The following is a 22,785-nucleotide window of genomic DNA, read 5'->3' on the forward strand; positions in this document are numbered from 1 at the left end:
CAGTTCCTTCGTCGTTCGGTTGTTGTCGTGATCGTGAATCGAAAAGCGCGGGTCAGAACGTGCCCGGATACGCGCCGCCGTCGAGCAGCCAGTTCTGCCCGGTGATGTAGCCGGCGTGCACGCTGCACAGGAACGCGCAGGCCGCGCCGAATTCGGCGCGCGTGCCGAGGCGCCCGGCCGGGATGTCCTTGGTGCGCCGCGCGCGCATCTCGTCGACCGACACGCCCTGCGCCTTCGCCGATGCGGCGAGCGTCGTCGCGATCCGGTCGGTGTCGAACAGCCCCGGCAGCAGGTTGTTGATCGTCACGCCCTGCCCCGCGACCTTGCGCGACAGCCCCGAGACGAAGCCGGTCAGCCCCGAGCGCGCGCCGTTCGACAGCGCGAGCACGTCGATCGGCGCCTTCACGGCCGAACTCGTGATGTTGACGATCCGGCCGAAACCGCGGCCGATCATCCCGTCGACGGTCGCCCGGATCAGCTCGATCGGCGTCAGCATGTTCGCCTCCAGCGCGCGGATCCAGTCGTCGTGGGAGAAATCGCGGAAGTCGCCGGGCGGCGGGCCGCCGGCATTCGTCACGAGAATGTCCGGCTGCGGGCACGCGGCGAGCGCGGCCGCGCGGCCGTCCGGCGTCGTGATGTCGCATGCGACCGCCGTGACCGACACGTTCGCGCCGGCGCGGATCTCTTCCGCGGTTTCCTCCAGCGTGTCGCGCGTGCGCGCGACGATCACGAGGTTCACGCCCTCCGCGGCCAGCGCTTCCGCGCAGCCGCGCCCGAGGCCCTTGCTGGCCGCGCACACGAGCGCGGTCTTTCCTTCAATGCCGAGATCCATCGTCGCTTCCCTGGTGGCGCGCGTGCCGGCGCGGCCCCGCGTTGCCGCCGGCGGGCGGGCGAACGGGCGTGCGCGGCACGCGGATTGTCGAGAGACGTCGATAATATCCGGATCGCGCGGCGCGCCTTGGTAAAATTGCGGCCATGAGCGACGGCCGGCCCGTGCCCGCCGCCGCCCCCGATCCCCTTTTGCCGCCAAGGCACCCCGTCATGAAACAGGACAGCCGTTTCCCGAACCTCTTCATCACCGATCACCCGCTGATCCAGCACAAGCTCACGCACATGCGCGACAAGGACACGTCGACGCGCACGTTCCGCGAACTGCTGCGCGAGATCACGCTGCTGATGGGCTATGAGATCACCCGCAACCTGCCGATCACGACCAAACGGGTCGAAACCCCGCTGGTGGCGGTCGACGCACCGGTGATCGCGGGCAAGAAGCTCGCGATCGTGCCCGTGCTGCGCGCGGGCATCGGGATGTCGGACGGCCTGCTCGACCTGGTGCCGTCCGCACGCGTCGGCCACATCGGCGTGTACCGCGCCGAGGATCACCGCCCGGTCGAATACCTGGTACGCCTGCCGGACCTGGAAGACCGGATCTTCATCCTGTGCGACCCGATGGTCGCGACCGGCTATTCGGCCGTGCATGCGGTCGACGTGCTCAAGCGCCGCAACGTGCCGGCCGCGAACATCATGTTCGTCGCGCTGGTCGCCGCGCCCGAGGGCGTGCAGGTGTTCCAGGACGCGCACCCGGACGTGAAGCTGTTCGTCGCGTCGCTCGACTCGCACCTGAACGAGCACGCGTACATCGTGCCGGGCCTCGGCGACGCCGGCGACCGCCTGTTCGGCACCAAGAACTGACCAGACCGAGCGGCCGGCGCCGCCGTGCCGCACGGCCCGGCGCGCCGCGACGGCCGCCCCGGCCGTTCGGCCATGCGCGGCGGCCCCGAACCGGCGGTCGCCGCGTGATAAAATCACGATCCACTCGACACGCGCGGCCCCGCGGCTTCATGCCCGCCGAAACGGCCGCCGATTCAACGACACATTGAAACAATCGCCCGCGCTGCGCGCCCGGGCACGGAGAAAGGTATGGCTGGTCATTCGAAATGGGCCAACATCAAGCATAAGAAGGCTGCGGCCGACGCGAAGCGCGGCAAGATCTGGACCCGCCTGATCAAGGAAATCCAGGTGGCGGCGCGCCTCGGCGGCGGCGACGTCAACTCGAACCCGCGCCTGCGTCTCGCGGTCGACAAGGCAGCCGACGCGAACATGCCGAAGGACAACGTCAAGCGCGCGATCGACCGCGGCGTCGGCGGCGCGGACGGCGCGAACTACGAAGAGATCCGTTACGAAGGCTACGGCATCAGCGGCGCGGCGATCATCGTCGACACGCTGACCGACAACCGCACCCGCACGGTCGCGGAAGTCCGCCACGCATTCTCGAAGTTCGGCGGCAACATGGGCACCGACGGCTCGGTCGCATTCATGTTCGATCACGTCGGCCAGTTCCTGTTCGCGCCCGGCACGTCGGAAGACGCGCTGATGGAAGCCGCGCTCGAAGCCGGCGCGAACGACGTGAACACGAACGACGACGGCTCGATCGAAGTGCTGTGCGACTGGCAGGCGTTCTCGGCGGTGAAGGATGCGCTCGAAGCCGCGGGCTTCAAGGCCGAACTCGCCGAAGTGACGATGAAGCCGCAGAACGAAGTCGAATTCACCGGCGACGACGCGGCGAAGATGCAGAAGCTCCTGGACGCACTCGAGAACCTCGACGACGTGCAGGACGTGTATACGAACGCCGTCATCGTCGAGGAATGAGATGCCGGCCGCCGTGCGCAGCGTTGCGACGGCGGCCCGACCGATTTCGCGGCCGGCGCGCCTGAGCGTGCCGGCCGCCCTGTTTTCTAGTCTGCGGGGAATCCCATGAAACTACTCGTCGTCGGTTCCGGCGGCCGCGAACATGCGCTGGCGTGGAAGCTCGCGCAGTCGCCGCGCGTCCAGATGGTCTACGTCGCGCCCGGCAATGGCGGCACGGCGCAGGACGAGCGTCTGAAGAACGTCGACATCACGTCGCTCGACGAACTCGCCGATTTCGCGGAACGCGAAGGCGTCGCGTTCACGCTCGTCGGTCCGGAAGCACCGCTCGCGGCCGGCATCGTCAACCTGTTCCGCGCGCGCGGCCTGAAGGTGTTCGGCCCGACCCGCGAAGCCGCGCAGCTCGAAAGCTCGAAGGATTTCGCGAAGGCGTTCATGAAGCGCCACGGCATCCCGACCGCCGACTACGAAACCTTCGCCGACGCGGCCGCCGCCCACGCATACATCGACGCGAAGGGTGCGCCGATCGTCGTGAAGGCCGACGGCCTTGCGGCCGGCAAGGGCGTCGTCGTCGCGATGACGCTGGAAGAAGCGCATGCGGCCGTCGACATGATGCTGTCGGGCAACAAGCTCGGCGACGCCGGCGCGCGCGTCGTGATCGAGGAATTCCTCGACGGCGAGGAAGCCAGCTTCATCGTGATGGTCGACGGCAAGCACGCGCTGGCGCTGGCTTCCAGCCAGGACCACAAGCGCCTGCTCGACGAAGATCGCGGCCCGAACACGGGCGGCATGGGCGCGTATTCGCCCGCGCCGATCGTCACGCCGCAGATGCATGCACGCGTGATGCGCGAGATCATCATGCCGACCGTGCGCGGGATGGAGAAGGACGGCATCCGCTTCACGGGCTTCCTGTACGCGGGCCTGATGATCGACAAGGACGGCAATCCGCGCACGCTCGAGTTCAACTGCCGGATGGGCGACCCGGAAACGCAGCCGATCATGGCGCGCCTGAAGAGCGATTTCTCGAAGGTCGTCGAGCAGGCGATCGCGGGCACGCTCGACACCGTCGAGCTCGACTGGGATCGCCGCACCGCGCTCGGCGTCGTGCTGGCCGCGCACGGTTATCCGGACACGCCGCGCAAGGGCGACCGCATCAACGGGATCCCGGCCGAGACCGCACAGGCCGTGACGTTCCATGCGGGCACGACGCTCGCCGACGGCGACAAGCTCGTGACGTCCGGCGGCCGCGTGCTGTGCGTGGTCGGCCTCGCCGATTCGGTGCGCGAAGCGCAGCAGCATGCATACGACACGATCAACCAGATCAATTTCGAAGGCATGCAGTACCGCCGCGACATCGGCTTTCGCGCGCTCAACCGCAAGAGCGCGTGACGTCGCCATCGCCGCCCCGCGCCCTCGCGGCGGCGGCCCGTCTGCCGGGGTTCGATAGAATGCCCGGCAGACGCTTTTTTTACGGCTCCCGCTCAGGGCGGGGGCAGCCAGTCCAGACATGACCGATTCGACCTACGACGTGGCGCGTGTGCGCACGTACCTCCAGGGCCTGCAGACACGTATCGCCGACGCGCTCGGCGCGCTCGACGGCACGCCGCTCGCGACCGACACGTGGCAGCGCGGGCCGGCCGAACGCCTGCGCGGCGGCGGCTGCACGCGGATTCTCGAAGGCGGCCGCGTGTTCGAACGCGCGGGAATCGGTTTTTCCGACGTCGCGGGCGACGCGCTGCCGCCGTCGGCGAGCGCGGCGCGCCCGCAGCTCGCGGGCCGTGGCTTCGAGGCGCTCGGCGTGTCGCTCGTGCTGCACCCGCGCAATCCGTACTGCCCGACCGTGCACATGAACGTGCGGATGCTGATCGCGACGAAACCGGGCGAGGCACCCGTGTTCTGGTTCGGCGGCGGCATGGATCTGACACCGGTTTACGGTTTCGAGGACGACGCGCGGCACTTCCACCAGACCTGCAAGGATGCGCTCGACCCGTTCGGCATCGAGCTCTACCCGCGCTTCAAGCAATGGTGCGACGAATACTTCTTCCTGAAGCACCGCAACGAGATGCGCGGCATCGGCGGGATCTTCTTCGACGATTTCTCGGAGCCCGGTTTCGAACGCTCGTTTGACATGATGCAAAGCGTCGGCGATGCGTTCCTGCAGGCTTACCTGCCGATCGTCGAGCGCCGCGCCGGGCTGCCGTACGGCGAGCGCGAGCGCGACTTCCAGGCATACCGCCGCGGCCGCTACGTCGAATTCAACCTCGTGTTCGACCGCGGCACGCTGTTCGGCCTGCAAAGCGGCGGCCGGACCGAGTCGATCCTGATGTCGATGCCGCCGGTCGCGAACTGGCGCTACAACTGGCAGCCCGAGCCGGGTTCGCCGGAAGCGCGCCTGACCAGCGACTTCCTCGTGCCGCGCGACTGGGTCTGAGCCCGCGCGCCCCGCTGCCCCAACGAAAGGACGCCGTTTCTGGACACCACCACCCGCCCCGCCCCGCTGCCGCGTCGTATCGGCTTGCTGGGCGGTACTTTCGACCCGATCCACGACGGCCATCTCGCGCTCGCGCGCCGGTTCGCCGGGCTGCTCGACCTGACCGAACTCGTGTTGCTGCCCGCCGGGCAGCCGTACCAGAAGCGCGACGTGTCGGCCGCCGAGCACCGGCTCGCGATGACGCGCGCGGCCGCCGCCACGCTGTCCGTGCCGGGCGTGAGCGTGACCGTCGCCACCGACGAGATCGAACACACCGGCCCGACCTACACGGTCGAGACGCTCGCGCGCTGGCGCGAGCGGATCGGCCCGGATGCGTCGCTGTCGCTGCTGATCGGCGCCGACCAGCTGGTGCGCCTCGATACGTGGCGCGACTGGCGCACGCTGTTCGACTACGCGCACATCGGCGTGTCGACGCGCCCGGGCTTCGAGCTCGGCGCGGCGCCGCCGGACGTCGCGCGGGAGATCGCCGCGCGGCAGGCCGGCGCCGACGTGCTCAAGGCCACGCCGGCGGGCCGCCTGCTGATCGATACGACCCTTTCGTTCGACATCGCCGCGACCGACATCCGCACGCACCTGCGCGAATGCATCGCGCGCCATGCGCAAATGCCCGACGCGTCGGCCGAACATGTGCCGGCCGCCGTATGGGCCTATATTCTTCAACATCGCCTCTACCATTCCTGAATCCATGGATATTCGCAAACTGCAGCGCGTGATCGTCGACGCCCTCGAAGACGTCAAGGCGCAAGACATCAAGGTGTTCAACACCAGCCACCTGACCGAACTGTTCGACCGCGTGGTCGTCGCATCGGGCACCTCCAACCGCCAGACCAAGGCCCTCGCGTCGAACGTGCGCGACAAGGTCAAGGAAGCCGGCGGCGACGTCGTCAGCTCCGAAGGCGAGGACACCGGCGAATGGGTGCTGGTCGACTGCGGCGACGCGGTCGTGCACATCCTGCAACCGGCGCTGCGCCAGTACTACAACCTCGAGGAAATCTGGGGCGACAAGCCCGTGCGGATGAAGCTCGGCGGCGGCAAGGGCAACGGCTTCGCCACGGCGAGCGAAGACGACGAGGAAGAGGAAGAAGCGCCCGCACGTCCGGCGCGCAAGACGGCCGCCCGCCGCCGTTAAGCCGTCACGCGTCTCCCGATGAAGCTTTTCATCCTCGCGGTCGGCCACAAGATGCCGGGCTGGATCGCATCCGGCTTCGACGAATACACGAAGCGGATGCCGCCCGAACTGCGCATCGAGTTGCGCGAAATCAAGCCTGAACTGCGTTCGGGCGGCCGCAGCGCCGAAAGCGTGATGGCGGCCGAGCGGCAGAAGATCGAGGCCGCGCTGCCGAAGGGCGCGCGCATCGTCGCGCTCGACGAGCGCGGCCGCGACTGGACCACGATGCAGCTCGCGCAGGCGCTGCCCGGCTGGCAGCAGGACGGCCGCGACGTCGCGTTCGTGATCGGCGGCGCCGACGGGCTCGATCCGGACCTGAAAGCGCGCGCCGACGTGCTGCTACGTATCTCGAGCATGACGCTGCCGCACGGCATGGTGCGCGTGCTGCTCGCCGAACAGCTTTACCGGGCGTGGAGCATCACGCAGAATCACCCCTACCACCGTGCATGACGTGTCGTCCTCGAGACGCGCGCCGCGCGCGCTCAACGAGATAACGACACCATGCCGTCCAGCACGTCCCCCGCGCTTTTTCCGACCCCGCTTTTCCAAACGCTTTACCTCGCTTCGCAAAGCCCGCGCCGCCAGGAGCTGCTGCAGCAGATCGGCGTACGCTTCGAGCTGCTGCTGCCGCGCCCCGACGAGGACGCCGAGGCGCTCGAGGCCGAACTGCCCGGCGAAGCCGCCGACACGTACGTGCGGCGCGTGACCGTCGCGAAGGCCGAGGCCGCGCGTGCGCGCCTCGTCGCGAGCGGCAAGCCGGCCGCACCGGTGCTGGTGGCCGATACGACCGTGACGATCGACGGCGCGATCCTCGGCAAGCCGGCCGACGCCGGCGATGCGCTCGCGATGCTCACCCGCCTCGCCGGCCGCGAACACGCAGTATTGACCGCCGTCGCCGTGATCGACGCCAGCGGCGAACTGCTGCCGCCCGCGCTGTCGCGCTCGTCAGTGCGCTTTTCTGCCGCGTCGCGCGACGCGTACGCGCGCTACGTCGAAACCGGCGAGCCGTTCGGCAAGGCCGGCGCGTACGCGATCCAGGGCCGCGCGGCCGAATTCATCGAGCGAATCGACGGATCCCATTCAGGTATCATGGGTCTGCCCCTTTTTGAGACTGCCGCGCTGCTGCGTACCGCACGCGTCGCCTTCTGAGCCGCCCATGAACGAAGAAATCCTGATCAACCTCACGCCGCAGGAAACGCGCGTCGCACTCGTCCAGCAAGGCGCGGTGCAGGAGCTTCACGTCGAGCGCACGCTGTCGCGCGGGCGGGTCGGCAACATCTATCTCGGCAAGGTCGTGCGCGTGCTGCCCGGCATGCAGTCGGCGTTCATCGACATCGGCCTCGAGCGCGCGGCGTTCCTGCACGTCGCCGACATCTGGCATCCGCGCCTCGCGGGCGAGCCGCAGTCGGGCACGCCGCACCAGCCGATCGAGAAGATCGTGTTCGAGGGGCAGACGCTGATGGTGCAGGTGATCAAGGATCCGATCGGCACGAAGGGCGCGCGGCTGTCGACGCAGGTCAGCATCGCGGGCCGCACGCTCGTCTACCTGCCGCAGGAGCCGCATATCGGCATCTCGCAGAAGATCGAGAGCGAGGCCGAGCGCGAGGCCGTGCGCGCACGCCTGACGGCCGTGATCCCGCCGGACGAGAAAGGCGGCTACATCGTGCGCACGATCGCCGAGGACGCCACCTCCGACGAGCTGGCCGGCGACGTCACGTACCTGCGCAAGACGTGGGCGACGATCGTCGCGCAAGCGCAGCGGCTGCCGGCGACGAGCCTGCTGTACCAGGATCTCGATCTCGCGCAGCGCGTGCTGCGCGATTTCGCGAACGACGACACGACGCGCATCCAGGTCGATTCGCGCGAGACGTACCAGCGCCTCGCGGAATTCGCGGGCGAGTTCACGCCGGCCGTGAGCCCGAAGCTGCATCACTACACGGGCGAACGGCCGCTGTTCGACCTGTACAACATCGAGGCGGAGATCCAGCGCGCGCTGTCGCGCCGCGTCGACCTGAAGTCGGGCGGTTACCTGATGATCGACCAGACGGAAGCGATGACGACGATCGACGTGAACACGGGCGGCTATGTCGGCGCGCGCAACTTCGACGATACGATCTTCAAGACCAACCTCGAGGCCGCGCACACGATCGCGCGGCAGCTGCGGCTGCGCAACCTCGGCGGGATCATCATCATCGACTTCATCGACATGGAGAACGCCGAGCATCGCGACGCGGTGCTGTCCGAGCTGAAGAAGGCGCTGTCGCGCGACCGCACGCGCGTGACGGTCAATACCTTCTCGCAGCTCGGGCTCGTCGAGATGACGCGCAAGCGCACGCGCGAGTCGCTCGCGCACGTGCTGTGCGAGCCGTGCCCGACCTGCCAGGGCAAGGGCCAGGTGAAGACGTCGCGCACCGTGTGCTACGACATCCTGCGCGAGATCCTGCGCGAATCGCGGCAGTTCAACCCGCGCGAGTTTCGCGTGATCGCCGCGCAGCAGGTGATCGACCTGTTCCTCGACGAGGAATCGCAGCATCTCGCGATGCTGATCGACTTCATCGGCAAGCCGGTGTCGCTGCAGGTCGAATCGAATCTGAGCCAGGAGCAGTACGATATCGTGCTGATGTGACGGTGCGTTCTTGTGCGGTTGCGCGATGCCTGCCCGGCGCGGCACGGATTTCCGCACCTGCATGCATCGCCGAACGGCTATTCCTCGCCGGTTGCTTTCCGTGCGAAGCGCTCGATTGCGTCGCTATCCCATCGGCCGAGACGCATCGTTTCTTCCAGCATGCCGAGTGTCAGGGGTACGCGCGGCGGCTTGCGATAACGCTCCGAAAACAGCGCGAGAAACGTCGTCACCATGTCTTGCCCCTCAGGACCGAAGTAGCGGTCGTAGGGGAACTCAGCGACATGCACGCCGAACGTTTCTGCCCATGTGTCGATGAACTCGACTGCGTCGACTCCGGTCACGCCCAGATCCTCTTCGAGGCGTGACGATGGTTCGATCCTCAGCTGGCCGCCGAACAACGGTCGACCCAGCTCTTCACGTGTAAATATGGCCAGCTTTTCCCACGTATCGGTCGGCACGATCAGAACACCCTGTCTTCTGGTTTGGCGACGGCGTTGTACCGGCGCACCGTGCTGAACATGATGACGGCTGCAGGCGTGAGATCCTCGCGCCCCTCGTACGCATGGCGATTGTCCGACATACGGCCCTCGTGGTTGTTCGAATGACCGCAGACCTTAGCAAAGCCGAACACGCTCGCCATCCCTGTATCATTCGGTCAGGCGTGCAATAGGCCGCTTGACCAGCGCCGCACGGCGAACGGCGCCTCGCGCAATTGTTTAAGAACAGTTTCGGGCACTGTCCCGCGATACGCCCGCTTTCGCCTCCAGCCTCGCCCATGCCGCACGTCGACAGGGTGCCCGCGCCATCCGCCGCGCTATCCTTTCTCACCTCTCATTCACTCAGCACACACCATGAGCCAAGGCCACAACCGCCGCCAGCGCAAGAAACTCCACATCGGCGAATTCCAGGAACTCTCGTTCAACGCCACCGCGCATTACCGCAACGACATGACCGACCTCGAGCGCGGCCAGTTGATCGACGCATTCATCGACTTCGTCGAAGCGAACGGGCTGCTGACCGTCGCGTCCGCGGACGAAGGCATCGGCGCGTACGTGATCTCCGGCGCGCCGCGCGGCACGACGACCGACGCCGATCGCGAGCTCGTGCGCGGATGGCTGGCCGCCCGTCCGGAACTGAAGGACGTCCAGGTCAGCGAATTCGCCGATGCGTGGTATCCGGACGCCTGATTTCCCGGGTTCACGCTGCTTCGGACAACGCCCGTGCCCGCCCGTCATGACGGCGGGCCAGGCCGGCGCTGCTGCTTCCGAATGATCATGATGGCCGCTGGCGTTGCGGCGCCGATGTCGCTATCCGCGTAGCCGAGCCAACGCACCGACGGCAGCGGCGCCGACGCCCGCATCGTCGTCGATCAGTCGCGGGAGCCCCCCCCGCGACGGCCTCCGATCCCTTCCTTTTCCCCACGGTCCGCCTGCAACAAGCCATCGATATCGGTCCTGAAAGCAAGACACGTTAAACTCTCACCTCGCGTGGTGCGCCGCCCGCACCCGCCATCCATCGCCAGCCGCGTGCCCTCGGGCCGCCCCCGACCCATGGAGTGAGTGTCAATGAGCGGCGGACTCCCGTTTCCCGCATCCTGCAAGTCGTTGCCGTCCTCGACGGTCTTCCTGATTCTCGCCGTCGCCGCGTTGCTGTCCGGCTGCGGGCTGCTGCCGGTCCAGAACCCGCCCGCGCCGATCAGCGAGGCGCTCGTCGAGCCTGTCGAGGAAACCGCCGGCGAGCCGCTGACGATGCCGCCCGTGCCCGCGCCGACGCACCCGGAGGAACCGGAAGCGCCGAAGAAGCCGCACCGCGAGGTGACGCGGCCCAAGCCCGTGCAGCGCCCCGAATCGCCGACCCCACCGCCGCCTCCGCCCCCGCCGCTCGTCGCGACGCGCTCGCTCGACCGTACCCAGATCCATGCGCTGCTCGACAGCGAAGTCGCGCGCCGCAACGGCAAGGTGGTCGGCCGCGCGGTCGACATGGTGGTCGACGCGAGCGGCAAGCCGCGCGAGATGATCGTCAACCTGCAGGGCTTCATGGGGATCGGCGACCGCAAGGTCATCTTCCCGTGGAACGTGTTCCGCTTCACGCCGGGCGGCAAACAGGAGCCGATCGTGCTCGACGTGCCGTCGGGCGACCTGCCGCCCGCCGCGCGGCCGAAGGCCGTGCCGCTGTCGGGCTCGGCCGCGGCGTCGCCGGCGACGCGGCTGCCGATGCTCGACAGCGATGTCGAGCGCCCGAACGGCACGAAGATCGGCCGCATCGTCGACGTGCTGATCGACCGCGGCGCCCAGCCGCAGGCCGTCGTGCTCGACCTCGGCGGCCTCGTCAATACCGACCGCCGTTCGATCGCCGCAAGCTGGGGCGCGCTGCGCTTCGTCACGCGCGACAAGGCGCTGCACCCGCAGCTCGACCTGAACGACGCGCAGATCAAGGCATCGCCGCCGTACGCGGCCGACAAGCCGATCGTCGCGGTCTTCCCGCCTGTTGCCCCGGCCGCGCCGGCTTCGTCTGCGAGTGCCACCCGATGACGATCAAGCATTCCGTCAGCGTTCGCAGTCTCCGCTCCCTCGACTGGCTCAACTTTTTCGTTGCAAACGTTCAAACCGGGTTCGGTCCGTTCATCGCGTCCTATCTCGCGTCGCACAAGTGGACGCAGGGCGAGATCGGCATGGTGCTGTCGATCGGCACGATCAGCGCGATGGTCAGTCAGGTACCGGGCGGCGCGGCCGTCGATGCGCTGAAGAACAAGAAAGGCGCGGCCGCGTGGGCGATCGCGGCCATCATCCTGTCCGCGGTGCTGCTCGCGTCGAGCCCGACGATCGTGCCGGTGATCGCGGCCGAGGTGTTCCACGGCTTCGCGAGCTGCATGCTGGTGCCGGCGATGGCCGCGATCTCGTTCTCGCTGGTCGGCCGCGCCGACCTCGGCGACCGGCTCGGCCGCAATGCGCGCTGGGCATCGATCGGCAGTGCGGTCGCGGCGGGCCTGATGGGGCTGACCGGCGAATACTTCTCCGCGCGCGCGGTGTTCTGGCTGACCGCCGTGCTGGCGCTGCCCGCGCTGTTCGCGCTTGCGATGATCCAGCCGACGCACCAGGTGATTCCGCAGTCGTCGAAGCCTGACGACCTCGACGAAGCCGGCGAGCGCGAAACGCTGCTCGAGCTGCTGCGCGACCGCCGGATGCTGATCTTCGCGGCCTGCGTCGTGCTGTTCCACCTGTCGAACGCCGCGATGCTGAACCTCGCTGCCGGCGAAGTCACGGCCGGGATGGGCGAGAACGTGCAGCTCGTGATCGCCGCGTGCATCATCGTGCCGCAGGCGATCGTCGCGATGCTGTCGCCGTGGGTCGGCCGCTCCGCGCAGCGCTGGGGACGCCGGCCGATCCTGCTGCTCGGGTTCTCGGCGCTGCCGGTGCGCGCGCTGTTGTTCGCGGGCGTGAGCAGCCCGTACCTGCTCGTGCCGGTGCAGATGCTCGACGGCATCAGCGCGGCCGTGTTCGGCGTGATGCTGCCGCTGATCGCAGCCGACGTCGCGGCCGGCAAGGGCCGCTACAACCTGTGTATCGGGCTGTTCGGGCTCGCCGCCGGGATCGGCGCGACGCTCAGCACGGCCGTGGCCGGCTACGTCGCCGATCACTTCGGCAACGCGGTCAGCTTCTTCGGGCTCGCGGCCGCCGGCGCGCTCGCGGTGCTGCTGGTCTGGCTCGTGATGCCCGAAACCCGCGTCGAGAACGGCGATGCGACGACCGACGAACCGGCGCCCGCCTCGCCCGAACAGGCGCATTGACGGCGGCGCGCCGCCGCTACCCGCTTCTTGACCGACGCACGATGGATACGATCAGGACACTCGACGAAGCCCGCCAGCAGATCCAGCAGTCGATCTTCGATCTGTTCAAGGGGCTGTCATTCAGCGAGCGGCTCGCGCAAGGCGGGCTGATGGCGCTGCAGGCCGTCTGCGGCGCGTGCCTCGCGTATGCGATCGGCCGCGCGATGCATACCGAGCAGGCCGTGTGGGCGGCGATCACCGCGATCGCCGTCACGCAGCACAACTACTCGGACACGATGTCGCTGTCGCGCGACCAGTTCATCGGCGCGATGGTCGGCGGCATCCTCGGCTTCGCCGGTGCGGCGCTGGGCGGCGATCGCCTCGTCGCGTATGCGATCACGGTCGCGGTCGTGATCGTCTGCTGCTGGTGCCTGAACATCGGCAGCGCGGCACGGCTCGGTGGCGTGACCGCGACGATCGTGCTGCTGTTCCCGGGCAACGGCCCGCTGTGGGACGTTCCGCTGATCCGGCTCGGCGAAGTGGCGCTCGGCACGGTGTGCGCGCTGGGCGTGTGCTGGGTGATGTCGAGAATCGAGCGGCGCTGGTTCCACCGCGCGGCGGCAAAGTGACGCGGCGCCGGGCAACGCGCCCGGCAGCCGGATGAACGATCGGAACGCTGCGTGACGGTTACGGACCGGGTTACGGACCGACCCGCAGCACGATGCCCGAGCCGATCTGCACGAGCAGGTAGTCGCCGCCGACGCCGACCCAGTGATAGCCGCGCGGCGGCGCACTCAGGCGGTAGCCGCGCCAGTCGTCGACCACATACTGGCGATCGCGGAACTCCTCCGGCAGCCGGTCGCCCCTGTGCCAGTCGCGGCGCGGCTGGTCGGCCCAGCGCGGCGGCACGTCTTCAGCGCGGCCGGGCCCTTTGCGCATGTCGTGCTTATCGTGCTTGTCGTGCCCGTACGCATGGCCATTGCCATGATCATGCCGCCGGTCGTCCTGCTGTGCGCTGGCCAACGTCGGCGCCGCCAACGCGGCGGCCATGAACAAAACGGCAAGAATCGGGTGCCTTGTTACCATCATCCACCTCCCGTCGAACCGCCGGCGCCGGGATGACGCCACGGCCGGACAAGGCTAGCACAGCTCGCAGGGCCCGCCGGTTGCGCGGCGTCACGCACGAGGCAGCGGGTATACTCTCGCTCACCTTCGATCCGAACGATTTTTCATGGCTGAACCTACGCTCGGCGTCGCCATCATCGCCCACAACGCGGCCCGCCGGCTCGCGCAGTGCCTCGACGCGCTCGCCTTCGCGGACGACGTCGTCGTCGTCGACGGCGGCAGCACCGACGACACCGTCGAGATCGCCCGCGCGCATGGCGCCCGGGTGATCGTCGCCGCCGACTGGCCGGGCTTCGGCCCGCAGAAGAATCGCGCACTCGCGGCGCTGTCGACCGACTGGGTGCTGTCGATCGATACCGACGAAGTCGTGTCGGACGAACTGGCCGCATCGATCCGTGCTGCGATCGGCGCGCCGCGGGCCGACGTCTATGCGATCGATCGCCTGTCGGCATTTTGCGGCACCTGGGTGCATCACAGCGGCTGGTATCCGGACTGGATACCGCGCCTGTTCCGGCGCAACGCCGCCCGCTTCTCGGACGACCTCGTCCACGAGCGGCTGGTGTTCGACGGCCGCGCCGAGCGGCTCGAAGGCAGGCTGCTCCATTATTCGTACGACGACATCGAAGCGGTGCTGCGCAAACTCGACGCGTATTCGAGCGCCGGTGCACGACAGCGCCGCGCGGCCGGCGAGCGGGCGACGGTCGGCAAGGCCATCCGGCGGGGGATCTGGGCGTTCGTGCGGACCTACGTCATCCGCCGCGGGTTCCTCGACGGGCGTGCGGGACTGATGATCGCGGTATTCAACGCGGAGACGGTGTACTACCGCTTCCTGAAGCTCGCGCACGACGACACGCACGCGTCTGGCCGCTAGGCGGTCACGGCGGGCAATGCGCCGACGGCGCGCGGGTTACGCGCCGCTGCGCGGCAACGCCGACACGTCGATCACCGATTCGCGCGGAGCCTCGACGGCCGGCCGGCCTTCGATGAGCGCCGTCGCGACGGCAATCACGCGCTGCGCGGAGAGTTCCGTCAGGCAGCGGCTCCAGCTTTCGAGATGACGGTCGCAGCCTTCGAGCTTGCACGGCACGCACTCACCGTCGCCTTGCATCAGATAGACGTTGCCGCGCTCTGCCGAGCCGCGCAGCGGCCAAGGCTCGTCGTGCGCGGGCCAGTTGGCGGGCCACGGCCCCCAGCGTACCGGGTTGGATGGCCCGAATAGCGCGAGCGTCGGCGTCCCGCACGCGGCAGCGACGTGGGTCGCGCCGGTGTCCGGCCCCACGAACAGCCGTGCCCGGCGAATCAGTTCGGCGGTCTCGCCGAACGTCAGGCGTCCGACGAAATTCGCGACCGGCTCGCCCGCGGCAGCCACGATCCGCTGCGCATACTCGACCTCCGCCGCGCCCGGCCCGCCGCTCAGCGCGACGTCGAAGCCGCTTGCGCGCGCCCAGCGGATCAGTTCGACCCAGCCGTCCTCGCGCCACTGTTTGTAACGGAACATCGGGGATGGGTGCAGCACGATGTGCTGTCGCGTACTCGACAGCGCCGCCGGCCCATACAGCAGCGTGTCGAAGCGCGCGATGCGCGCCGGATCGGTGCCGATGCCGGGGGCGACCACTTCCGCGCAAGGCGTCACGCCGAGCGCTTCGGCAATCGCGAGACTGCTCGTCACCGTATGGACCTCGCCGTGCCGGTTGAGCGCGATACCGTCCAGCATGAAACGCGTCAGCCGCGTGACCCGCTCCGGATCGACGAGCCCCACGCGCCGGCGCCCGCCGAACCATGTATAGAAACGGGCGCGATCCGAGCTGATCGCCGCGCATGCGAGGTCGTAGCGCCGCCACAGCCTGAAAGCGTCGGCGAACCGCTCGCGCGGCTTCGCGCGCTGGGCGACGACGATCACGCGACGGATGTCGGGGTTGTGCTCGAGCACGCCTTCGGTGCCCTTGAACACGATCATGTCGATCTGTGCGTCGGGCCAGCGCCGCTTCAGGGAGCGGACCAGCGGCGTCGCCAGCAGCACGTCGCCGATCCGGCGGGTGCAGGAAACGAGAATGCTGCGTGGCGGCGCATCGAGCGTGAGGGGAACAGTCACGGCAGGTGTCGGTGAATCAGAACACACCATTTTAGCGAAATCGCCTGTAGCAAACCATCGAACACCGGTCGTTACGCCGTAAGCAAGCCATCGATGAGCGATGCGATTCGCCGGTTCGCGGCCGCCACGTCGAGCGAGGCGACCTTCGCCGCTGCGCCTGCCGCGAGCGACGCGCGCAGGGACGCATCGGTGACGATCCGCTCGAGCGCGGCCGACATCGCGTCGATATCGCCAACCGCCACAAGCAGGCCCGCGTTGCCGTCGTCCAGCAGGTCGCGCGGCCCCGTCGGGCAATCTGCCGCCAGAACCGGCGTACCGAGCGCCATCGCCTCGCCGAGCACCATCGGTGCGCCCTCGTAGCGGCTGCTGAGCACCAGTGCGTCGGCCGCGCGAATGAACGGGAACGGATTCGCGCAATAGCCGACAAAGGTGACGGCATCGCGCACTCCCAATTCCGCAGCCAGTTGCTCGAGCGTCCGGCGGTCCGGGCCGTCACCGAGCAGCACAAGCGCCGGGACGTCCGCACTGCGTGCGCGCCACCTCGCGTAGGCGTGCAGCAATGTGCGGTGATCTTTCTGTCCTTCGTCGAGCCGGGCGACCGATACGACGAAGCGGCTCGCCGGCCGCTCGAAATCAGCCCCGGCGCGGCGACGGATCGCATTTACGTCGATCACGTTCGGCAGATCGGCGATCCGCACGCCGGCCCCGGCGAACATCTTCTCCGCCTCACGCCGCATCGCGGGCGTGAGCATGGCGATCGCCGCATAGCACGCATACTGTCGCGTGCGCCGAGCCATGTATGCATCGCTCTTGTTCCCGAAGCGCGCAACGAAGCTGTAATGGCTCACACCGAACCAGCGTGCAGAGCCGCGACCGGCTATACGCCGCAGTGAAAAGTCGAAATCGCAGACGACGTCGAAGCCGGCCGCGATCCGCAGGAAGCGACGCGCGACGAGCGAACGAACTGCTACGTGGGTCATCAGCTTGTGCGCCAGCTTCTCGCCGAAGCGTAGCCGCCGGCGGCGCTCGACCTGATGCAGCACATGCGACCAGCGAGCCTCCGCCAGCACGTGAACCGGTACGTCAGCGGGAATCGCGCCGCTGCGTCGCAGCGCATCGAGATCGTCGGTCGGGAACGCCACCGACAACGCGGGCGCGAACTGGCGACGATCCAGCGCATTCAGCCATGCGACCAGCGCGGTTTCCGTGCCGCCCCGCCCGAAGTCGTCGATATGGAACAGCAATCGCACGGGCTTGCCGTTCGCGATCGGCCTGCCTGCTTCGGCGCGGCTTGCGATGGCGTTCACGACGCGCTCCCCGGCTGCGCGCGACGCACGCCTGCGCGTCGCTCGCCATACCCGAGCATCAGCCCGGCAAATGCCCAGAATGCCAGGATCGTCGTCTGCCACATGAAATCGTCCACCAGGTTCTTCGTGACCATCCCGACAACAAGCGCGATGCCGCCCACCGCGATCCACGGCTCGACCTTGCGCAACCGCCAGAACGCGATGCCGAGCGTCGCCAGCAGCAGCGCCTCCAGCATCAGCCCAATGCGTCCGGTCTGCAGCCACGTATTCAGGAAAAGATTGTGCGCGTGCGTCAGCGCCTGTGGTTCGAGCGCCAGCAACTCGGGCGGCATCTCGCTGCGGTAGGCCATTCCCGGCACCGGTTTGCCGAAACCAATACCGAGCCATGTGTGCCGACTGCCCTGCTCGTCATAGAACTTCCACAGCTTGGGGCGTGTGTCCGACGACAGCGTGTCGCCGACTGCGGTCATGCCGGGCGGCACATACAGCCGCACGCCGGCGATCGAGATGTCGCGCGACGCGGCCAGCGGCGGCTGCGAATCGTGATAGCGCAGCCGCGCACTAATTTCGAGCGTACCGATCGCACCGGCGCCGACGACGACCGCTGCCAGGGCCGCCAGCAGCAGATGATGCCGGTACAGCGGATAAAGACCGATCAGCAACACCACCGCGGCAGCAGGCCAGAAGAAGCGATTGAGGGTGGCAAGCCCGACCATCCCGCAAAACACGAGTCCCGTCACGCCGACCCAGCGCCAGCCGCGCTTGGGTACGAAGAACGCGCAAAACAGCGCCATTGCGAACGCAACGAGCGTACTCGTATGCCCCACCCGTGCATAGAAGCGCAACGGGAATGTTTCGGGTGTCGGCGGCTGCAGCTTGCCCCAGTAGATCACGCTGATCGCAGCAAGCAACGCGCACGCGAACCACACGGTCAGCGTGACGCGTTCCGGCCGCTCGACCCGCGTGCCGAACAGCCAGAAGCCCCAAAACGACAGCAGCGGATACACGACCTCGTCGAACCACGCATGCCGGCTGACGTCCGGAAACACCGACCAGCGGGTGGCCGCAAAACTCCAAGCCGCCCAGCCGACGATCGGGAGAAACAATGGCCACCGGAACACTGCCGGCCGCCCCCGCACGCAAGCGGCACCGATCAGCGCAATCCCGACCAGCACCATGCTGCAGTTCACGAACGCCGCCATGTGCCCGAACATGACCGCGAACATCAGAACGGGGCAGCCAATCCACAGAAGACGCTCCATACGCGCCGCAATTACAGTCATCGAACTTGCACCAGAACTTGTTGCAGTGCGCCACGGACCGCGTCCACCGACAGCCCGCTCATGCATCCCGCGCAGCCGTCGTGCCACGCGACGCATGTCGTGGCGTCGCGGTCACATCTCCGAATCCACTGGACGTGACGCCGGAAAATATAGGGTTGATCGCGGCATGGCATGTCCGCGATCGTTACGGCAGCGAACGGAACGTCGCGCCAGTAGCGTCCGGCACCATGAACCAACGCGCTGCCAGGCCCGAACAGCGTGACGGTCGGTACACCGACGAGGCGCGCGAGATGCGCGACGCCCGTATCGGGGCAGACAACTGCCCTGGCGCCCGCATAGAGATGCCAAAGATCGGCGAGACCGAGTTTCCCGGCGAAGTTCGGCTGCCCGGCGCGCGGCCCGATCTGTTCGATCAGGTCGGCTTCGTTCTTGCCGCCACTCCACACCACCCGATAGCCGCCCGCCTCCATGTCGGCCGCCAGCGCTCGCCAGCGCTCGACCGGCCAGCGCTTGACCATCGTGCTGGCGCCCGGATGCAGCACCACGTATGGCCGCTCCCGAAGCGTCGCTGGCAACTCGACGCTCGGCGGCGGCACCGGCCAGTCGTCCGGCCGGTATGCACGTGGGGGAGGACCGTCGACCAGGTCTGCGATCAGGTCGCCCCACGCGGCCTGGGCATCGGGGTACGGGCGGGGCTCGTCGACCGGCCAGTTCTTCCACGCAGGAGAATCGCCGTCGTGCGCGACAATCCAGCGGCAGCCGGCCGCAAGCGCGAGCCAGCTGTGACGGTTGTCCGCTGCGACGAAGCCGAGATCATAAGGCCCCGATGCCAGCAAGCGGCGCACCGACACGGAGTCACGCGGATCGAAGGCCAACGCCTGAACGCCAAACGGTTCGCCCGCATACAGAGGTGCGATCGCCTTCGGACACGCGAGCGCGATGCGTGCGTGCGGGTATTGTTCGCGCAGCTTCGCCAGCAACGGTGTCAGCAACAGCGTGTCGCCGAGCAGAAGGTGATGCGCGATGAAAATGCTCGCCGGTTGCCGAGGCCTGCGCCGCAGCGGCTTGCACAGCAATCTCGGCAGAGCCCGCGCGAAGATGTGGATACGTCCGGGGAAACGGCTCATCGGTTAACAGCGGGCTGTCTCGATGGCAAAATTCGCGACGCGCATCGGCCCGCCGAACAGCCGAGTCGTCACACGAATCACCATGATCATTGTGAATTAAATAAGTATTTGCACGGAGCAAATCGCGCCGACCAACCGGCTCGAATCACCGGAGCGGAATGGCCAGCCGCACCACCCAAACAGGTCGCCAGAGTATACCATCGCCCCTTCGCGCCCCCGAACCGGAAGCCGTCTGACAAATTGCCCCTTGCGGGCCCGGACGCCGCTACGCCGGCGCCCAGGCCGCGCGGGCCAGCGCGAGCAATTGCTCGACATGATGGCGCACGCCTGGGTCGTAGCCTACCGCGTCGCGCGCGACGGCGGCCCGGTCGCCGGCTCGCACACGGTTTGCGGCCGTCACCAGCACGGCGCGCAGCGCATCGACATCGTCCGCCGCGAACGTCAGCTTCGCAGGGTCCGCAATTACGTCATGGCAGCCGAGCGTGGGCGGCAAGATCACGGGCGTCCCGCACATAACTGACTCGATGCCGACCAGCCCGAACGGCTCGTATTTCGATGCAAGAATCGTGTAATCCGCCGCGCGGTATCCGTCCTCGATGTCTTTCACGTAGCCGATGTAGCGCAGTTGTGCCGATGTCCGCTCGGGCGGGCGGCCGGCCACCGCGACGACGATCGACGCGTCCGTACCCTGCAGCGCAGCCTCGATCAGCGGCAAGCCCTTGCGCACATGGCTGCTCGACGGAAACAGCAGCACGACGTCGCGCTCGCCGAAACCGAAGCGGCGCCGCAACGCCTTGCGCTCATCGTCGCCGACAGGTGTGAAGCGCTGCGCATCGACGGGGGGATACAGCATGCGAATTCTGGCGTCATCGACGCCGTACAGTGTGCGCAGTTCGTCACGCATCATTTGCGAATGCGCGACAACATAGCGCGCATTCGCGTACTGCCGGCTCTCGAGCGCAATCTGGCGCCGGTCGAAATAGCCCGGTGCTCGGCCGATCGCACGCAAGAATCCTCGATGTGTGCCGCCGCAAATCGCGATCTCCGAGCAGACGACCCGATTACAGCCGATCAGCACATCAACGTCGGCCGCGCGGCGTGCACCGCGGAGCCGCCATGAGAACCATTCGTCGCGCAGCTTGCTGGGCAGGAACGATACGTTGATCCGATGCGGCTCGACGAGCCGCGCCTCCGGAATCGACGCGTCGACGGACCGCGCGAAGAACGCGGGCGTCACGCCCGCCTCCGCCATTCCCCGCGCGATATCGATCGCGTAGCGCTCGAGGCCGCCCCCGTGTTTCAGCGCATTGGCCGACAGACCGATCTTCATCCCGGCACTCGCGACACGAGCCCGCACGACACTCACCCGGCCTCCTGCTGGAACTGGATCCGATGCAGGTGGGCATACAGGCCACCGGATTCGAGCAGCGCCGCATGGCTGCCGCTCTCGACGATTCTGCCGCCGTCCATCACGAGAATCCGGTCTGCGCGCTCGATCGTCGACAGCCGGTGTGCGATCACTAGCGTCGTGCGGCCCTTCATCAGCGTCTCGAGCGCCGCCTGAACGTGACGCTCGGATTCGGAATCGAGTGCCGACGTCGCTTCGTCGAGAATCAGGATCGGCGCATCCTTGTAGATCGCGCGCGCAATCGCGAGGCGCTGGCGTTGGCCACCCGACAGGCGCATGCCGTTGTCGCCAACGAGCGTATCGAGCCCGTCGGGCATCGCTTCGACCGTACTGAGCAGATTCGCGGCGCGCAGCGCCGCCGTCACGCGTTCGCGGTCGGGGCTCTGCCCGTACGCGACGTTGCTCGCGATCGTGTCGTTGAACAGCACGACGTCCTGACTGACCATCGCAATCTGGTCACGCAAGTCACGTAACCGGTACTCGGGTAACGCGACGCCGTCGACGAGGATCTCTCCGGATGTCGGATCGAAAAAGCGTGGCATCAGGTTGACAAGCGTCGTCTTGCCGCTGCCTGACGGCCCTGCGAGCGCGACCATCTCGCCAGGCGCCACGTCGAACGACACGCGGTCGAGCGTTGGCTTGCCGGTGCCGGCGTGATACGCGAACGACACGTCGTTGAAACGAACCCGGCCGGTCGCCCGCTCGAGCGGCTTACCGCCGCCTTCGGGTTCGCGTGGTTCATCGATCAGGCCGAAGATCAACTCGGCCGCCGTCATCCCGCGCTGAAGCGGCTGGTTCACGTCCATCAGGTGCTTGAGCGGCGAAATGATCAGCAGCATCGCGGTGACGAATGCGACAAAGCCACCAACCGTCGTCTGGTCGTTCGAGGACTGCACGACGGCAATCGTCAACACGACAGCAAGCGCGATCGACGCGAGAAACTGCGTGAGCGGCTGCGCAAGCCCCCCCGACACGATCATCCTCATCGAATAGCCGCGTAGACGCCGGCTCAATTCGTTGAAGCGGCCGATTTCGTACTGTTCACCATTGTGAATCTTGACGACCTTATAGCCACCCACGGTCTCCTCGACGATGTACGCCAGCTGGTTCGTCAGCATCTGGTGTTCGCGGTTCAGCCGGCGCAACCGCCGGTTGATCTTGCCAACGAGCCAGCCGATACACGGCAGCAACACGGCAACGATCAGTGTCAGCCGCCAGTTCAGGTAGAACAGATAGCCAAGCAGAAAGATCACCGTCAACGAATCGCGCACGAGCGTGATCAACACGCCGAGCAATACGTTCAGAACCTGGTTGACCTCGAAGACGACCGCATTGATCACCGTACTCGCGGTCTCGCGTTGGAAAAACGACACGCCGGTGTGGATCATCCGGTTAAACATCTCGATCCGTAGATCGAGCAGGATCCGGTTCGACACATACTGAAGCAGATAATTGGACGCGTACTGAGCGGCGGCACGCACAAGCGCGAGACCAACGACCGCGATCGGCACGTAGAGCTTCGCGCTCACGTCACCCTTGGTGCCAAAGCCGCGGTCGAGCAGCGGCTTGAGCAACGCTGGAATCCCGGCTTCCGTTGCTGCGACGACGGCCATCGCAAGTACGCCCGCCACCATCACCCACAGGAGCGGTTTCAGGTACGGCCAAAGACGGCGCGCGACGACCACAGGCGACGATGCGTCTTCCCCGCCTATGGGTTTGCTAAGAGTAGGCTTGACGCTCAAGGTG

The 22,785-nt window shown here is 67.4% G+C and carries 24 protein-coding genes; 14 read left to right on the forward strand and 10 right to left on the reverse strand.

Features of this window, described 5'->3' with window-relative positions; genetic code table 11:
- Positions 1-52: 52 nt before the first annotated feature.
- Positions 53-832, reverse strand: a complete 780-nt coding sequence (locus tag HWX03_RS21675) for an SDR family oxidoreductase (protein WP_175872630.1) — start codon at positions 830-832, stop codon at positions 53-55.
- A gap of 209 nt (positions 833-1,041) precedes the next feature.
- On the opposite strand from HWX03_RS21675, the gene upp reads away from it, so the two are divergent.
- The 9 genes from upp to rng all read left to right on the forward strand — a co-directional run bounded on the left by upp (position 1,042) and on the right by rng (position 8,931).
- On the forward strand, positions 1,042-1,692 hold the full coding sequence (upp, locus tag HWX03_RS21680) for a uracil phosphoribosyltransferase (protein WP_006478229.1): 651 nt from the start codon (positions 1,042-1,044) through the stop codon (positions 1,690-1,692).
- Positions 1,693-1,920: 228 nt separating this feature from the next.
- Positions 1,921-2,649, forward strand: coding sequence for a YebC/PmpR family DNA-binding transcriptional regulator (locus HWX03_RS21685; RefSeq protein ID WP_006478227.1), 729 nt, complete (start codon positions 1,921-1,923; stop codon positions 2,647-2,649).
- Between the two features lie 105 nt (positions 2,650-2,754).
- Positions 2,755-4,035, forward strand: coding sequence for a phosphoribosylamine--glycine ligase (purD, locus tag HWX03_RS21690; RefSeq protein ID WP_174433048.1), 1,281 nt, complete (start codon positions 2,755-2,757; stop codon positions 4,033-4,035).
- Between the two features lie 118 nt (positions 4,036-4,153).
- Positions 4,154-5,077 carry an oxygen-dependent coproporphyrinogen oxidase gene (gene hemF / locus HWX03_RS21695; protein ID WP_175872631.1) on the forward strand — a complete coding sequence of 308 codons (924 nt, stop codon included), beginning with the start codon at positions 4,154-4,156 and terminating at the stop codon, positions 5,075-5,077.
- 39 nt (positions 5,078-5,116) lie between these two features.
- Positions 5,117-5,818: a nicotinate-nucleotide adenylyltransferase gene (locus HWX03_RS21700; RefSeq protein ID WP_175822394.1), complete on the forward strand. Its 702-nt coding sequence runs from the start codon at positions 5,117-5,119 to the stop codon at positions 5,816-5,818.
- A gap of 4 nt (positions 5,819-5,822) precedes the next feature.
- On the forward strand, positions 5,823-6,266 hold the full coding sequence (rsfS, locus tag HWX03_RS21705) for a ribosome silencing factor (RefSeq protein ID WP_006484266.1): 444 nt from the start codon (positions 5,823-5,825) through the stop codon (positions 6,264-6,266).
- A gap of 18 nt (positions 6,267-6,284) precedes the next feature.
- The gene (rlmH, locus tag HWX03_RS21710) at positions 6,285-6,755 is read left to right on the forward strand and encodes a 23S rRNA (pseudouridine(1915)-N(3))-methyltransferase RlmH (RefSeq protein ID WP_034208007.1); all 471 of its coding nucleotides are present in this window, start codon (positions 6,285-6,287) and stop codon (positions 6,753-6,755) included.
- 51 nt (positions 6,756-6,806) lie between these two features.
- A complete protein-coding gene (locus HWX03_RS21715; protein WP_175872632.1) occupies positions 6,807-7,454 on the forward strand; it encodes a Maf family protein in 648 nt (215 codons plus the stop codon).
- Positions 7,455-7,461: 7 nt separating this feature from the next.
- A complete protein-coding gene (rng, locus tag HWX03_RS21720; RefSeq protein ID WP_174389088.1) occupies positions 7,462-8,931 on the forward strand; it encodes a ribonuclease G in 1,470 nt (489 codons plus the stop codon).
- Positions 8,932-9,008: 77 nt separating this feature from the next.
- Here the strand turns inward: rng and HWX03_RS21725 are convergent, their stop codons facing one another.
- A complete protein-coding gene (locus HWX03_RS21725; protein WP_175872633.1) occupies positions 9,009-9,389 on the reverse strand; it encodes a DUF1493 family protein in 381 nt (126 codons plus the stop codon).
- A gap of 2 nt (positions 9,390-9,391) precedes the next feature.
- Positions 9,392-9,571 (reverse strand): hypothetical protein, encoded by a 180-nt coding sequence (locus HWX03_RS21730; RefSeq protein WP_175872596.1) that lies wholly within the window; start codon positions 9,569-9,571, stop codon positions 9,392-9,394.
- Positions 9,572-9,782: 211 nt separating this feature from the next.
- Between HWX03_RS21730 and HWX03_RS21735 the strand changes: the two genes are divergently transcribed.
- From HWX03_RS21735 to HWX03_RS21750, 4 genes are all read left to right on the forward strand, one after another.
- On the forward strand, positions 9,783-10,118 hold the full coding sequence (locus tag HWX03_RS21735) for a 50S ribosome-binding protein YggL (RefSeq protein ID WP_069618124.1): 336 nt from the start codon (positions 9,783-9,785) through the stop codon (positions 10,116-10,118).
- A 378-nt stretch (positions 10,119-10,496) separates the two neighbouring features.
- Entirely contained in the window at positions 10,497-11,462 is a 966-nt protein-coding gene (locus HWX03_RS21740) for a PRC-barrel domain-containing protein (protein ID WP_174433043.1), read from the forward strand.
- Positions 11,459-12,718, forward strand: a complete 1,260-nt coding sequence (locus HWX03_RS21745) for an MFS transporter (protein WP_175872634.1) — start codon at positions 11,459-11,461, stop codon at positions 12,716-12,718. Before HWX03_RS21740 ends, HWX03_RS21745 begins: the two co-directional genes overlap by 4 nt.
- A gap of 41 nt (positions 12,719-12,759) precedes the next feature.
- A complete protein-coding gene (locus HWX03_RS21750) occupies positions 12,760-13,326 on the forward strand; it encodes an FUSC family protein (RefSeq protein ID WP_175872635.1) in 567 nt (188 codons plus the stop codon).
- 70 nt (positions 13,327-13,396) lie between these two features.
- Here the strand turns inward: HWX03_RS21750 and HWX03_RS21755 are convergent, their stop codons facing one another.
- Entirely contained in the window at positions 13,397-13,786 is a 390-nt protein-coding gene (locus HWX03_RS21755; RefSeq protein WP_175872636.1) for an RcnB family protein, read from the reverse strand.
- A 142-nt stretch (positions 13,787-13,928) separates the two neighbouring features.
- Here HWX03_RS21755 and HWX03_RS21760 point away from each other — a divergent pair, with 142 nt between their 5' ends.
- Positions 13,929-14,693 carry a glycosyltransferase family 2 protein gene (locus tag HWX03_RS21760; RefSeq protein WP_175872637.1) on the forward strand — a complete coding sequence of 255 codons (765 nt, stop codon included), beginning with the start codon at positions 13,929-13,931 and terminating at the stop codon, positions 14,691-14,693.
- Between the two features lie 36 nt (positions 14,694-14,729).
- Here HWX03_RS21760 and HWX03_RS21765 read toward each other — a convergent pair whose 3' ends face one another.
- From HWX03_RS21765 to msbA, 6 genes are all read right to left on the reverse strand, one after another.
- Complete coding sequence (locus HWX03_RS21765; RefSeq protein WP_175872638.1) at positions 14,730-15,944, reverse strand: glycosyltransferase family 9 protein; 1,215 nt, start codon at positions 15,942-15,944, stop codon at positions 14,730-14,732.
- A 41-nt stretch (positions 15,945-15,985) separates the two neighbouring features.
- Positions 15,986-17,221: a glycosyltransferase gene (locus HWX03_RS21770; protein ID WP_175872786.1), complete on the reverse strand. Its 1,236-nt coding sequence runs from the start codon at positions 17,219-17,221 to the stop codon at positions 15,986-15,988.
- Positions 17,218-18,504 (reverse strand): O-antigen ligase family protein, encoded by a 1,287-nt coding sequence (locus HWX03_RS21775; protein WP_244132738.1) that lies wholly within the window; start codon positions 18,502-18,504, stop codon positions 17,218-17,220. The genes HWX03_RS21770 and HWX03_RS21775 overlap by 4 nt, the downstream gene beginning before the upstream one ends.
- On the reverse strand, positions 18,501-19,631 hold the full coding sequence (locus HWX03_RS21780) for a glycosyltransferase family 9 protein (RefSeq protein WP_175822327.1): 1,131 nt from the start codon (positions 19,629-19,631) through the stop codon (positions 18,501-18,503). Before HWX03_RS21780 ends, HWX03_RS21775 begins: the two co-directional genes overlap by 4 nt.
- A 265-nt stretch (positions 19,632-19,896) precedes the next feature.
- Positions 19,897-20,961: a glycosyltransferase family 4 protein gene (locus HWX03_RS21785; protein WP_175872639.1), complete on the reverse strand. Its 1,065-nt coding sequence runs from the start codon at positions 20,959-20,961 to the stop codon at positions 19,897-19,899.
- Between the two features lie 32 nt (positions 20,962-20,993).
- On the reverse strand, positions 20,994-22,781 hold the full coding sequence (gene msbA / locus HWX03_RS21790; RefSeq protein WP_175822391.1) for a lipid A export permease/ATP-binding protein MsbA: 1,788 nt from the start codon (positions 22,779-22,781) through the stop codon (positions 20,994-20,996).
- Positions 22,782-22,785 lie beyond the last annotated feature (4 nt).

The sequence above is a fragment of the Burkholderia sp. BCC0397 genome, from assembly GCF_902832865.1.
Taxonomy (GTDB): domain Bacteria; phylum Pseudomonadota; class Gammaproteobacteria; order Burkholderiales; family Burkholderiaceae; genus Burkholderia.